Below are 13,934 nucleotides of genomic sequence, written 5' to 3'. Positions count from 1 at the left end.
CGGCTATTGCGCCGAACACCAGAAGTGGCCTCACCACCGTCCCCTTGTGGAACGAGCTTGCTCGCGATAGCGGTGGATCAGCAATCGTTGATGTTAACTGGCACACCGTCATCGCGAGCAAGCTCGCTCCCACAGGTGGCTTTTGCTTGCCTGCTGGTTATTCGCTGTCCAGGTCTTTACGCCGATACGGGAACACATCGATCACCTTTCCCGCCCGGATCGCGTCCTGCAGGCCTTTCCAGTAGTCAGCGTTGTACAACTCGCCGTGCAACTGGTCGAACAGCTTGCGCTGCCCGGCGTCGGCGAACAGGAACGGCGGGAACTCTTCAGGGAAAACGTCCAGCGGGCCGATGGAATACCAGGGCTCGGACGCCATCTCATCTTCCGGCGTGCGCGGCTGGGGGATATGGCGGAAGTTGGCCTCGGTGAGAAAGCAGATCTCATCGTAATCGTAGAACACCACGCGGCCATGGCGGGTTACGCCGAAGTTCTTGAGCAACATGTCGCCGGGAAAGATATTGGCGGCCGCCAGTTGCTTAATCGCCAGGCCATAATCTTCCAGCGCCTCGCGCACCTGAGCTTCGTTGGCGTTTTCCAGGTAGAGGTTCAGAGGCGTCATCCGGCGTTCGGTCCAGCAGTGGCGGATCAACACCGTGTCGCCCTCCACCGACACCGTGGACGGCGCCACATCCAGCAGCTCTTCCAGGCAGGCCGGCTCGAATTTGCTCAGGGGGAAGCGGAAGTCGGCGAACTCCTGGGTGTCGGCCATGCGCCCGACCCGGTCAACGCTTTTCACCAGTCGGTATTTCTCGATGACCGTGGCCCGGTCGACGTTCTTCGACGGCGAGAAACGGTCCTTGATGATCTTGAACACGGTGTTGAAGCCCGGCAGGGTGAACACGCTCATGACCATGCCGCGCACGCCCGGCGCCATGATGAACTGGTCATCGGTGTTCGCCAGGTGGTTGATCAGCGCCCGGTAGAACTCCGACTTGCCGTGCTTGTAGAAACCAATCGAAGTGTACAGCTCGGCAATGTGCTTGCCCGGCAGGATGCGCTTGAGAAAGCCAATGAATTCCGCCGGCACCGGCACGTCCACCATGAAGTACGAACGGGTGAACGAGAAGATGATCGACACCTGCGCCTCGTCGGTGATCAGCGCGTCGATCTGGATACCCCGGCCTTCGCGGTGCAGCAACGGGATCACCAGGGGCCACTGATCGTCACGGGTGTAGATGCGGCCCACCAGGTAGGCGCCCTTGTTGCGATAGAGCACCGAAGAAAACAGTTCGACCGTCAGTTCCGGGTCCTTGCAGACCCAATCCGGCAGGTTTTCGCGTAGCTGGCTTTCGAGACGTCGCAGGTCGCCGGGCAGGTCTGCGTACTCTTCACTGAAGCGATAATCGGCAAAGACCGCCGCGAGCATTTTGTCCAGTTGCCCTTCGGGTTTATAGGTGCGGGTCTGTGCCGCGCGAGCACGACGCAGGCTCGGCCGGGTCGTGTGGATGAACATGGTGCCGTCGCTGATCAGATCATGGCTGAACAGGCCGCAAAAGATCGAGTTGTACCAGGTCTCCGACAATTCATCGTCGAAGCGCAGGTCGATCAGGCTGATATAGGCGCTCTTCACCAATGGCCAGCAACCGACGTCCATCAAGGCCTCGGCGCTAAAGGCCTGGCGCAACCGGGCGACGGTTTCGAAGACTTTTTCTTCATACAGATTGATGCGCGCCGCTGAGGCCGCCTGCGCCTCCAACCATTGCGCCTGCTCGAACCGGGCGCGAGCGCCGTCGGTGATCTGCCGGAAATGCTCACGATAATCGTCGAAACCGTCGAGGATCGAACGGGCGATATCGGTCGCGGGCCATGGCTGCGGCATAGGGTAAACCTCGGCGGGTCATGCTTGTTATTGGCGACTGAGCTTAGAGGCCAATCCCTGGGCAACGCAACCATTGCCATCGGTGTTTAGCGGGGTGACACTTGCGACCCGATCAAGGAAGGATGCACCCGTGAACCTCGTCGATATCCTGCGCTTGCTGTCACTGGCCGCCATCTGGGGCGCGAGCTTCTTGTTCATGCGCATTATCGCTCCGGTCATCGGCACGATTCCCACGGCTTTCTTTCGCGTCTCCATTGCCTTCGTCGGCCTGCTGGTCATTCTTGCGCTGATGCGTGTCGACTGGAATTTTCGCGGCAAGCTAAAAGCCGTGATGGTTTTGGGCTTGATCAATTCCGGCATTCCCGCAACGTTTTACTCCCTGGCGGCCCAAGTGTTGCCGGCGGGCTACTCGGCGATCTTCAACGCGACGACGCCGCTGATGGGCGTGCTGATCGGTGGATTGTTTTTCCGTGAGCCACTCACGGCGGCCAAGGTCAGCGGGGTTTTTCTCGGCCTGATGGGCGTCGCGATCCTCACCCGCGCAGGTCCGGTGGCGTTCGACCAGCAACTGTTGATGGGCGCCCTCGCCTGCCTGCTCGCCACGACCTGCTATGGCTTTGCCGGTTTTCTGACCCGGCGCTGGCTCGATCATCAAGGCGGGCTGGACAGCCGCTTGTCCGCCCTTGGCAGCATGTTCGGAGCCACGATCTTCCTGTTGCCGCTGTTTGGCTACAGCGTGATCACCCAACCACCGGCCAGCTGGGGCGGCTGGAGCGTGTGGCTGTCGCTGCTGGGCCTGGGCCTGGTGTGTACGGCGCTGGCGTACATTCTTTATTTCCGCTTGCTCAGCTCCATTGGCCCAGTCAAATCCATGACAACGACCTTTCTGATCCCGCCGTTCGGCGTGCTGTGGGGCGCATTGCTGCTGGATGAGCCACTGGGCATGGCCCATGTGTATGGCGGGGTGTTGATTGCGGCGGCGTTGTGGTTGGTGTTGAAGCCTGGGGTGGTCAAGCCGGTTGGAGCGTCTGCCCGGTAATTCATCGGTGTAGCGGAGTAGGCCATCGCGAGCAAGCTCGCTCCCACAGGGTTATGCGCAGCCTTTTGTGGGAGCGAGCTTGCTCGCGATAGCGGTGGAACTGCCAGCGATCAGCTAGCGACTTTTACGAAACACAAACACCAACCCCACGATGATCAACCCCATCCCCAGCAAGCTCAACAACGCCAACCGGTTGCCGAACACCAGGTAGTCCATGATCGCCGTCACCGCCGGCACCAGGTAGAACAGGCTGGTGACGTTGACCAGGTTGCCCCGGGCAATCAGCCGGTACAGCAGCAACGTCGCCAACACCGACACCACCAGCCCCATCCACAACACCGGCACGATGAAACCAGCGCTGCGCTCGAAGTGGAAGGGTTGGAACGGCACGAACACCGAGCACAACACCAGCCCGGCCAGGTACTGCACCGGCAGCGTGCCCAGTGGGTTGTCGGTGATGCGCTTCTGCATGATGGAGCCCGCCGTCATGCTCACCAGCGCCAGCAACCCGCACAGCATGCCCGCCAGGGACATGCCGGCCAGGCCAATGCCTTGGTAAACCACCATCACCAACCCCACCAGCCCCAGCGCCAGGCCGAACATGCGCTGCCATGAACGCTGACGCTCCATGAGCACCACGGTAAGGATCGGCTGCACGCCCATGAGCGTCGCCATTACTCCAGGGGTGACGTTCAGTTGCAGCGCCAGCAGATAGAAAATCTGATAGGCGCCCAACAGCACCAGTCCCGTCGCCGCCGCGTACAGCATCGGCTTGCCGGTGCCGGGCAGCTTGAACTTCAACATGGGGATCAACAGCACCAATGCGCACAACGCGATGGCGAAGCGGATCAGCAGGAAGGCGAAAGGTGACGCGTGGGCCAGGCCCAATTTGGAGAAGATCGCCCCGCTGCTCCACAACAGAACGAACAGGCTCGTGGAAGCCGTCGCCAATAAGGCGTTTTTGGAAAAGGAAAACATGAAAACCACCTGTAGTCAGGCAAAAAGCCAACTCAGCCGAAGCTGAAATCCAGTCGTTTTTTCAGGCGCGCGCAGGGAACGGCAACCGTTGCCGATCAGCCCTGAACGCCAACACCCGGCGGTGATACGCAGGCGTATACCGGTGAGCGACTGACAGGTGGAGGGTATTGACCGATCTGCTCAGGCGACCTTTTCCCGCACGGCACGACGCCAGCGTTGAACGCTGGGACCACGACCGCGGTGACTGGGAATGAAGGCATGAGCCGATCTCTTGGAGGGTGGGTTCGAAAACCGAGCGCTGACTATAACCAGCGCTCGACATGTAACGCAATGTTTAAACAAACAACCAGTAGCCGAGCGCCGTCAGCACAGCCACGGCCAGCACCGGACGCATCACCCGATACGCCTTGGGGTGCTTGCGCTTGAATTGCTTGACCCTACCGCTGATGCCGTCACTGAACGACTTGCTCCAGGCGTAGGCCCGGTTGATACCGCCGACGCGTTCGTCGTCGAGGTTCTGCGGCGCGGTAGCGCGGCCAAGGAATGCACTGATAGCGCGATTGAGACGAGTCATCAGCGGGTTTTTAAGTGGACGCTCGACATCGCAGAACAGGATAACGCGGGTCTGCGGCGTTTCGTTCTTGACCCAGTGCACGTAGGTTTCGTCGAACATGACGTCTTCACCGTCGCGCCAGGCGTAGATTTGTCCGTCTACGAAGATCCGGCAATCATCGGAGTTGGGCGTGGACAACCCGAGGTGATAGCGCAGGGACCCAGCGAACGGATCGCGATGGGGGTTCAGGTGACTGTCGCCCGGCAGCAGGGCAAACATCGCGCCCCGAACGTTGGGAATTCGATTGACCAGCTCAACGGTCCTTGGGCAGAGCTGCTTGGCCGAGGGCAGCGGCTTGTCATACCACTTGAGATAGAAGCGCTTCCAGCCCTTCTTGAAGAAAGAGCCGAAGCCGGCATCGTTGTTCTTCTCGGCGGCGCGAATATAACCCTCGTCGAACAGGCGCATGGCTTCGTCGCGGATCACTTGCCAGTTCTCCTTGAGCACATCCAGCTCTGGGAACTGGCTGCGATCCAGATAAGGCTTGGACGGCACGCTGGAGAACAAGTACATCAGGGCGTTATAGGGCGCGAAGAATGCCGAGTGGTTGACGAACTGGCGCAGGACAGGCAAACGCGCCTTGCCACGTAAATGCACGTAAAGCGTGCTGCCCAAAAACAGCAGCAATACCGAAGCCTTCGCGACAAACGAAACGGTCATTTCTTTTTCAACTCCTTGTTTAAATGCAACTTGCGCTACGCCATCTGCCCGACGCGGCGGCCGGCCATGTTAAATATCCCTGTCCAGGTTAAACATCGCCGGAGGCGACATTCACTGTTGAGAGAAATGCAACAAAGCCCTTGTTACCATGCGTCGCCTGAACCTTGGCTGACGCACTCTCAAACGTGACTCCTTTTCGTGGCGAGGGAGCTTGCTCCCGCTCGACTGCGCAGCAGTCGCCTCCAACCGCAAGGATCGCCGGGGCGCGCTTCGCATGCCAGCGGGAGCAAGCTCCATCGCCACATGGATCAAGCTTCCACAGAAAGCTATTTCGCCATTGCAAAGAGGTCTACTGCTGGGTCTCCTGCTCGGTAAACAAGTCACTGAACAACATGCTCGACAGGTATCGTTCGCCCGAATCCGGCAGGATTACCACGATGGTCTTGCCCTGCATTTCCGGCTTTTCCGCCAGGCGTGCCGCCACGGCCATCGCCGCGCCGCAAGAGATGCCGCAGAGAATTCCCTCTTCCTGCATCAAGCGCAGGGCCATGGCCTTGGACTCGTCATCGGTCACCCGCTCCACCTGATCGACGATCGACAGATCGAGGTTCTTCGGCACGAAGCCCGCGCCGATACCCTGGATCTTGTGGGGGCTGGGCTTGATTTCCTGCCCCGCCATCACCTGGGTAATCACCGGGGAAGCCTCGGGCTCTACCGCCACCGACAGGATCGGTTTGCCGCACGTATTCTTGATATACCGCGAGACACCGGTAATGGTTCCGCCCGTCCCGACGCCCGCGACCAGAACGTCCACCGCGCCATCGGTGTCGTTCCAGATTTCCGGGCCGGTGGTTTTCTCGTGGATCGCCGGGTTGGCCGGATTCTCGAACTGCTGCGGCATGAAGTATTTCGAGGGGTCGCTGGCCATGATCTCGGCGGCTTTCTCGATGGCACCTTTCATGCCCTTGGCCGGCTCGGTGAGCAACAGTTCCGCCCCCAGGGCCTTGAGCACCTTGCGCCGCTCGATGCTCATGGACGCCGGCATGGTCAGCATCAATTTATAGCCACGGGCGGCGGCCACGAATGCCAGGCCAATGCCGGTGTTGCCCGAAGTCGGTTCGACGATGGTCATGCCGGGCTTGAGTTTGCCGGAGCTTTCGGCGTCCCAGATCATGTTCGCGCCTATCCGGCACTTGACCGAATAACCCGGGTTGCGCCCTTCGATCTTGGCCAGGATGGTCACGCCGCGCGGGGCGATGCGATTGATCTGCACCAGTGGCGTATTGCCAATGGAATGGGCGTTGTCAGCGTATATACGACTCATGACCGGGTCCTTAATGCAGAGGGAATTTAGCGCTTAAAGGTAAGCCTGTTGCCCAAAGGCGTCCAGTTGCACCGAACGTTCCCGTTGTTACAAGAGTCAATGGCTTTAACAACGGAGACTACTGTCATGAAGCGTCGATACAGCTGGCCACTGTGGGCCTTCGTCGCCATCGTTGCGCTGTTGGTGGCCCTGCATTTCGCATTGCCTTACCTGGTGCGCAACTACCTCAACGACAAACTGGCGGACATGGGTGATTACCGCGGCCAGGTCGTCGATGTCGACCTGGCCCTCTGGCGTGGAGCCTACCGGATCAATGGCTTGAAGATCGTCAAGGTCGACGGCAAGGTGCCGGTGCCATTCGTCGATGCTCCGGTGGTCGACCTGTCCGTGAGCTGGCACTCGCTGTGGTATGACCATGCGGTGGTGGCCGAAGTGGAATTTGCCCGTCCCGAAGTCAACTTCGTCGACGGCGGGGCCGACCGGCAAAACTCCCAGACCGGCCAGGGCACCAACTGGCGCGAGCAGTTGAGCAAACTGTTGCCTATCACCTTCAACGAAGTGCGCCTGCGGGATGGCAAGGTCACCTTTCGCAATTTCAACTCCAAGCCACCGGTCAACCTGCGGGCCACAGAGGTCAACGCCAGCTTCTATAACCTGACCAACGTGGTCGACACCGAAGGCAAGCGCGACGCCCGGTTCGAGGGCAAGGCCCTGGTGGCCGAACACGCGCCCCTGGAGGTGCAAGCGACCTTCGATCCCTTGAGCAATTTCGAGGACTTCGACTTCCGTCTGCGGGCCAGAAACATCGAGTTGAAACGCCTGAACGACTTTGCCGCGGCCTATGGGAAATTCGACTTCAATGCCGGTCACGGCGATCTGGTGGTCGAAGCCGAAGCTGACAATGCTCGGCTCAGCGGCTACATCAAGCCGCTGCTTCGCGACGTCGACGTGTTCGATTGGCAGCAGGACGTGGAGAACGAGAAAAAGAACATCTTCCGCTCGGTCTGGGAAGCCTTGGTCGGCACGGGCGAAACGGCCCTGAAAAATCAGAGCAAGAACCAGTTCGCCACGCGGGTGGAGCTGAGTGGCAACGTGCATCAGCAGAACATCAGTGCCTTCGAAGCCTTCCTGCAAATCCTGCGCAACGGTTTCGTACAGGCCTTCAATACCCGGTACGAGCAACCGCCGCCTTCCAAAGATTAGATCTTGCGTTATTGGTGGCGAGGGGATACATCCCCGCCAGGGTGCGAAGCGGCCCCAAACCAGGCAACTCGGTGTGCAAGGTAAAACGGGTTCACTGCCTTAGGGCTGCTGCACAGCCCAGCGGAGCGGTGCGACGTTTCGCTTAATCCCCTCGGCACAAGACTGAGTCAACATGTGACGCTCCATTCAGAGACTGAATACAGCGTCTGCGTTCACAGTCGGCGGGGCCTCGCGGTATAGTCGGGCACGACATTTATTTCGCGCGCCCCGCCTCGCCGGGCCGGCGACACGTTCGAGGAATTGCAGATGAAGTTCGAAGGCACCAGCGCCTACGTGGCCACCGATGACCTGAAACTGGCCGTCAACGCCGCCATCACCCTGGAGCGGCCGCTGTTGGTCAAGGGCGAACCGGGCACTGGCAAGACCATGCTCGCCGAACAACTGGCGGAGTCCTTCGGCGCGCGCCTGATCACCTGGCACATCAAGTCCACCACCAAGGCCCACCAGGGCCTGTACGAGTACGATGCAGTCAGCCGCCTGCGGGACTCGCAGTTGGGCGTGGACAAGGTCCATGACGTGCGCAATTACTTGAAGAAGGGCAAGCTCTGGGAAGCCTTCGAGTCCGAAGAACGGGTGATCCTGCTGATCGACGAGATCGATAAGGCCGACATCGAGTTCCCCAACGACCTGCTGCAAGAGCTCGACAAGATGGAGTTCTACGTCTACGAGACCGACGAAACCATCAAGGCCAAGCAGCGCCCGATCATCATCATTACCTCCAACAACGAAAAGGAACTGCCGGACGCCTTCCTGCGTCGCTGCTTCTTCCACTACATCGCATTTCCCGACCGCGCCACCCTGCAGAAAATCGTCGACGTGCATTACCCGGATATCAAGAAAGACCTGGTCAGCGAAGCGCTGGACGTGTTTTTCGATGTGCGCAAAGTCCCGGGCCTGAAGAAAAAGCCTTCCACCTCCGAGTTGGTGGATTGGCTCAAGCTGCTGATGGCCGACAACATCGGCGAAGCGGTGCTGCGCGAGCGTGATCCGACCAAGGCCATTCCGCCGCTGGCCGGCGCCTTGGTCAAGAACGAACAGGACGTGCAATTGCTTGAGCGCCTGGCGTTCATGAGCCGTCGCGGCACTCGCTGATCCTCTTCGTCCAACAAGAGCGAGGGCGATTGCCATGCTGCTTAACCTGTTCAATGAGATGCGCGCCGCCAAGGTGCCCGTGTCGGTGCGAGAACTGCTGGACCTGATCAACGCGCTGAAACAGCGGGTGATTTTTGCCGACATGGATGAGTTCTATTACCTGTCCCGGGCCATCCTGGTGAAGGACGAGCGGCATTTCGACAAGTTCGACCGGGCGTTCGCCGCGTACTTCAATGGCCTGGAGAAACTCGACGATCACCTCCAGGCGCTGATTCCCGAAGACTGGCTGCGCAAGGAATTCGAACGCTCGTTGACCGACGAGGAACGGGCGCAGATCCAATCCCTGGGCGGCCTGGACAAGCTGATCGAAGAATTCAAGAAGCGCCTGGAAGAACAAAAGGAACGCCATGCCGGCGGCAACAAGTGGATCGGCACTGGCGGCACCAGCCCGTTCGGTTCCGGCGGCTTCAACCCCGAAGGCATTCGCGTCGGCGACGCCGGCAAGCGCCAGGGCAAGGCCGTCAAGGTCTGGGACCAGCGCGAATACAAGAACCTCGACGACCAGGTCGAACTGGGCACCCGCAACATCAAGATCGCCCTGCGCCGCCTGCGCAAGTTTGCCCGTCAGGGCGCGGCGGAAGAGCTGGACATCGACGGCACCATCGACCACACCGCCCGGGATGCCGGCCTGCTGAATATCCAGATGCGCCCGGAGCGACGCAACACCGTCAAGCTCCTGTTGCTGTTCGATATCGGCGGTTCGATGGACGCCCACGTGAAGATCTGCGAAGAGTTGTTCTCGGCCTGCAAGACCGAGTTCAAGCACCTGGAATACTTCTACTTCCATAACTTTGTGTATGAATCGGTATGGAAGAACAACCTGCGCCGTACCTCGGAGCGCACGTCGACTCAGGATTTGTTGCACAAGTATGGCGCCGACTACAAAGTGATCTTCATCGGCGACGCCGCCATGGCGCCCTATGAAATCACTCAGGCCGGCGGCAGCGTCGAGCACTGGAACGAAGAAGCCGGTTACGTGTGGATGCAGCGCTTCATGGAGAAGTACAAGAAACTCATCTGGATCAATCCCTACCCCAAAGACACCTGGGGTTATACCGCCTCGACCAACATCGTGCGCGAGCTGGTGGAAGACCGGATGTATCCGCTGACCTTGCGGGGGCTGGAGGAAGGGATGCGGTTTCTTTCCAAGTAAAGTTCTTTGGTGCCTTCAGGGCCTCATCGCGAGCAGGCTCGCTCCCACAGGGGTCTTGTATACGACGAAGATTCAGTGTGGGAGCGAGCCTGCTCCGGGCGGCGATCCGACGATGCTTTTAGCGGTTTAACAGCGCCCGCATACACTCAACCTGCTGCCGATGCGCAACTTCCTGCACCACCGGACGCAACCGCACCTGAGTTCCCGGCAGGCATTGCGCCAACCGCGCCAGGGACAGCGGCGTCAACGCACCCAGGCGTGGGTAACCGCCGATGGTTTGCCGATCATTGAGCAACACGATCGGCTGGCCGTCCGGCGGTACCTGCACGGCACCGAGGGGAATGCCCTCCGAGATCATCGCCGGCCCCTGATACTCCAGCGCAGTCCCCAGCAAACGCATGCCCATGCGGTCGGCGCGACTGTCCAGCGTCCACGGGCTGTTGAACGCATCGAACAGGCTCCGTCCGCTGAACTCGCCATTCTGCGCACCCAGGATCAGATCCAGCGGCTGTACCTGCTGGAAATCCGGAATCCGCGTATGCGGCATGGGCCGAGGCGTCGCCGAGCCTGAATAGCTCAAGCGCGCCCCACGATTCAGGGCCCGCCCTCGCCCATCCAGGCCACCGAGTTCTTCGCGCACGACGGTCGAACGGCTGCCCAGGACTTGCGGTGCATCGAACCCGCCAGGCGCCGCCAGGTAGGCCCGGGCACCGAGCACGGGCTGGGTCAGCGCCAGCACCTGGCCCCTGCGCAAGCTGAAAAAGCGCCACGACGCCACGCCCTGGCCGTCTATCCGCGCACCCAGGTCCGCTCCGGCCAGGGCCAGCACACAATCCTCTTCTGCCACCACGGTGAAGCCGCCGAGGGTAACCTCCACCACCGCCGCGTCGAGATCATTGCCGAGCATCCAGTTGGCCCACGCCATCGACAGCCAATCCGCCGCGCCGCCCTGGGTCACGCCCAAGTGCCTCACGCCGAAGCGGCCGGTGTCCTGCAACAGGCACAGCGGCGTGCTGGCCTCGATCAACAACCGACTCATGCCTGGGCCTCCAACGGTGTGTCGTCGCCACCCAGGGCAATGAATTCGGCGTGGTCCACGGCAGCGAAGCGCACCGTGTCCCCCGGCTGCATCAGGCTGTAGCCGTCGCGCTCACGATCAAACAGTCTGGCCGGGGTGCGCCCGATCAGGTTCCAGCCGCCGGGCGACACCGCCGGATACGCTGCGGTCTGCCGTTCGGCAATGCCGACACTGCCCGCCGCGACCCGTTTGCGCGGCGTGTCGAGGCGCGGGGCGGCCAGTGCTTCGTCCACCAGCCCCATGAAGGCGAACCCCGGTGCGAAGCCCAGGGCAAATACCTGGTATTCGCGCTCGCTGTGGCGCCGGATCACCTGCTCCACCGTCAGCCCACTGCGACTCGCCAGCAGGCCCAACTCCGGCCCGACGGTAGCGTCGTACCACACCGGCAGCACGTGGCATTGACCGGCGGATCGGGCATCCGGTGAAAGGTTATGCAATGCCTCGTCGATCAGTTCGCGGGCCTGGACCGGGTTCAGGACGAGCAAATCGTAATGGACCATCAACGTGGTATAGGACGGCACCAGGTCGAGCAAACGCTCGGCAAACACCGCTCGCAGGCGCTCGCTGGCGGCCAGCATCCAAGGCATGTTGGCCTCTGCGATTTCGTCGAACAGGCGCACCATCAGGCAGTCCACCGCCACCACTTCCAAGCGTGGTTTCATGGCGCGCTCTGCCGGTCCAGGGCTTCACGGATGCGTTGCACAGCGGCTACCGAACTGGCGTTGTCGCCATGTACGCACAACGTAGTCGCGTGCAGGTTCAGGGCGCTGCCATCGCTGGCCGTCAACGGATCGCCGCGAGCGATCGTCAGGGCCTGCGCGATGATGACCTCGGGGTCGTGATGCACCGCGCCCGGCGTTTGCCGCGAAACCAGGCGGCCGGCACTGTCATAAGCACGATCGGCGAAGGCTTCGAACCACAGCGTCAGGCCATACTCATCGCCCAGGGCCTGGGCGGCGCTGTTGTCCCGGGTCGCCATGAGCATCAACGGCAACCCGCGATCATAAGCGGCAACGGCCTGGATGACGGCGCGCAGTTGCGCCGGGTTGGCCATCATGTCGTTGTACATCGCGCCGTGGGGCTTGACGTAGCTGACCTGCCCGCCCTGGGCCCGGCAAATGCCGTCCAGCGCGCCGATCTGATAATGCAGCAAGTCCTGCAGTTCCTGGGCGCCATAAGCCATGGAACGCCGGCCGAAGCCCGCCAGGTCCTGATAGGCCGGGTGGGCGCCTATGCGCACGCCGTGGCTCAGGGCCAGACCGACGGTCTTGCGCATGATGCTCGGGTCGCCGGCATGGAAACCGCAGGCGATGTTGGCGCAATCGATGAAGGGCATCACCTCGGCATCCAGACCCATGGTCCAACTGCCGAAACTTTCGCCTATGTCGCAATTCAATAGCAGGCGGTTCACGGTGAACGCTCCTGTAGGTTCTTTCTTTTAAGCCTGTGGGACCTCGTCCCTCAGGGTATCAGTTACTCGGCTTCCAGCTGCTTGCCTTGGGTTTCCGGCAGGCTCAGGGCCGCCAGGATCACCACGCCGTAGGACACTGCGGCAAACGCACCGATGCCAACACTCAACGGCACCTTCTGGCTCAAGATACCGATCAGCAGCGGAAACAGTGCCGCCACCGCCCTGCCGATGTTGTAGCAGAAACCCTGGCCAGAACCCCGGATGCGCGTGGGAAACAGCTCGGTGAGAAACGAGCCCATGCCACTGAACATACCCGATGCGAAAAAGCCCAGGGGAAAGCCCAGCCAGAGCATCACGTTATTGCTCACCGGCACCTGGGTGTACAGCAAGACAATGGTGAACGAGCCTACGGCATACAGGACGAAATTCTTCTTTCGTCCCAGGATGTCCGACAGGTACGCACTGATGACGTAACCCACGTAGGAGCCGACGATCACCATGGCCAAGTAGCCACCGGTGCCCAGGACGCTCAGGCCACGTTCGTTCTTGAGAAAAGTCGGCAGCCAGGACGTGATCGCGTAGTAACCACCCAGCGCGCCGGTGGTCAGCAACGAGGCGCGTATCGTGGTGAAGAGAATGCCGGGGGCGAAAATCTCGTAGAACTTCGCTGGGTTTTCCGGCGTCAGGCGGGCCTTGGTCTGGTTATAGACTTCCGGATCCTTGACCAACCGACGGACGAAAATCACGAACACGGCGGGCACGATGCCGAGAATGAACAATGCGCGCCAGGCGTCTTCCGGCGGCAGCACCGAAAACAACAGCGCATACAGGATCGCCGTCATGCCCCAACCCAGCGCCCAGCCCGATTGCACCATGCCCACCGCTTTACCGCGGTCCTTGGCGCGAATGACTTCGCCCATCAACACCGCGCCGGCGGTCCACTCGCCGCCGAAACCGAAGCCCATCAGCGTGCGGGCGATCAACAGTTGTTCGTAGTTCTGGGCAAAGCCGCACAGAAAAGTGAAGAATGCGAACCACAGCACCGTCAGTTGCAGGGTACGGACCCGGCCGATGCGGTCAGAGAGAATGCCCGCCACCCAGCCGCCAATGGCGGAGGCGATCAAGGTGCTGGTGTGGATCAGGCCTGCCTGCCCGGTGGTGATGCCCCACATCGCAATCAGGGTCGGCACCACGAAACTGAGCATTTGCGTGTCCATGCCGTCCAGGGCGTAACCGATCTTGCAGCTCCAGAATGTGCGCCGTTCCTGCTGGTTGATGTTGCGATACCAATCGAACGGGCCGGACCGGGCCTGGGGTTGGGGGACGCCGAGCGTGTCGGGTGCACTCATGGTGGTTCTCCACGGTTTTATTGTTGTGAGTCTCG

12 protein-coding genes are annotated in these 13,934 nt (G+C 60.9%); 4 read left to right on the top strand and 8 right to left on the bottom strand.

The genetic code is table 11. The features are described 5' to 3' along the window. Positions 1-157 precede the first annotated feature (157 nt). On the bottom strand, positions 158-1,879 hold the full coding sequence (gene aceK / locus J3P81_RS07165; protein WP_434562882.1) for a bifunctional isocitrate dehydrogenase kinase/phosphatase: 1,722 nt from the start codon (positions 1,877-1,879) through the stop codon (positions 158-160). Positions 1,880-2,009: 130 nt separating this feature from the next. Between aceK and J3P81_RS07160 the strand changes: the two genes are divergently transcribed. Continuing rightward, positions 2,010-2,918, top strand: a complete 909-nt coding sequence (locus J3P81_RS07160; RefSeq protein WP_420766669.1) for a DMT family transporter — start codon at positions 2,010-2,012, stop codon at positions 2,916-2,918. Between the two features lie 114 nt (positions 2,919-3,032). Here J3P81_RS07160 and J3P81_RS07155 read toward each other — a convergent pair whose 3' ends face one another. The 3 genes from J3P81_RS07155 to cysK all read right to left on the bottom strand — a co-directional run bounded on the left by J3P81_RS07155 (position 3,033) and on the right by cysK (position 6,493). Next, positions 3,033-3,896: a DMT family transporter gene (locus J3P81_RS07155; protein ID WP_434562880.1), complete on the bottom strand. Its 864-nt coding sequence runs from the start codon at positions 3,894-3,896 to the stop codon at positions 3,033-3,035. A gap of 334 nt (positions 3,897-4,230) precedes the next feature. Continuing rightward, the gene (locus J3P81_RS07150) at positions 4,231-5,169 is read right to left on the bottom strand and encodes an aspartyl/asparaginyl beta-hydroxylase domain-containing protein (protein ID WP_434562878.1); all 939 of its coding nucleotides are present in this window, start codon (positions 5,167-5,169) and stop codon (positions 4,231-4,233) included. Between the two features lie 349 nt (positions 5,170-5,518). Then, positions 5,519-6,493: a cysteine synthase A gene (cysK, locus tag J3P81_RS07145; RefSeq protein WP_434562876.1), complete on the bottom strand. Its 975-nt coding sequence runs from the start codon at positions 6,491-6,493 to the stop codon at positions 5,519-5,521. Positions 6,494-6,619: 126 nt separating this feature from the next. Between cysK and J3P81_RS07140 the strand changes: the two genes are divergently transcribed. From J3P81_RS07140 to J3P81_RS07130, 3 genes are all read left to right on the top strand, one after another. Continuing rightward, positions 6,620-7,696, top strand: a complete 1,077-nt coding sequence (locus J3P81_RS07140) for a DUF748 domain-containing protein (RefSeq protein WP_434562874.1) — start codon at positions 6,620-6,622, stop codon at positions 7,694-7,696. A gap of 306 nt (positions 7,697-8,002) precedes the next feature. Continuing rightward, complete coding sequence (locus J3P81_RS07135; protein WP_053143593.1) at positions 8,003-8,848, top strand: AAA family ATPase; 846 nt, start codon at positions 8,003-8,005, stop codon at positions 8,846-8,848. 34 nt (positions 8,849-8,882) lie between these two features. After that, positions 8,883-10,061, top strand: a complete 1,179-nt coding sequence (locus tag J3P81_RS07130; protein WP_003198888.1) for a vWA domain-containing protein — start codon at positions 8,883-8,885, stop codon at positions 10,059-10,061. Positions 10,062-10,179: 118 nt separating this feature from the next. On the opposite strand, the gene J3P81_RS07125 is transcribed toward J3P81_RS07130, so the two are convergent. The 4 genes from J3P81_RS07125 to J3P81_RS07110 form a co-directional block, all read right to left on the bottom strand. After that, positions 10,180-11,100 (bottom strand): biotin-dependent carboxyltransferase family protein, encoded by a 921-nt coding sequence (locus J3P81_RS07125; protein WP_434562872.1) that lies wholly within the window; start codon positions 11,098-11,100, stop codon positions 10,180-10,182. Continuing rightward, positions 11,097-11,801, bottom strand: a complete 705-nt coding sequence (gene pxpB, locus J3P81_RS07120; protein ID WP_434562870.1) for a 5-oxoprolinase subunit PxpB — start codon at positions 11,799-11,801, stop codon at positions 11,097-11,099. The genes J3P81_RS07125 and pxpB overlap by 4 nt, the downstream gene beginning before the upstream one ends. Next, positions 11,798-12,550 carry a 5-oxoprolinase subunit PxpA gene (locus J3P81_RS07115; protein WP_434562868.1) on the bottom strand — a complete coding sequence of 251 codons (753 nt, stop codon included), beginning with the start codon at positions 12,548-12,550 and terminating at the stop codon, positions 11,798-11,800. The genes pxpB and J3P81_RS07115 overlap by 4 nt, the downstream gene beginning before the upstream one ends. A gap of 62 nt (positions 12,551-12,612) precedes the next feature. Continuing rightward, positions 12,613-13,899 carry an MFS transporter gene (locus tag J3P81_RS07110; protein WP_420766678.1) on the bottom strand — a complete coding sequence of 429 codons (1,287 nt, stop codon included), beginning with the start codon at positions 13,897-13,899 and terminating at the stop codon, positions 12,613-12,615. Positions 13,900-13,934 lie beyond the last annotated feature (35 nt).

It is taken from the genome of Pseudomonas sp. R1-6, from assembly GCF_051132115.1.
In the GTDB taxonomy this organism is placed as follows: domain Bacteria; phylum Pseudomonadota; class Gammaproteobacteria; order Pseudomonadales; family Pseudomonadaceae; genus Aquipseudomonas.
This window is presented reverse-complemented; position numbering and strand designations above follow the sequence as displayed.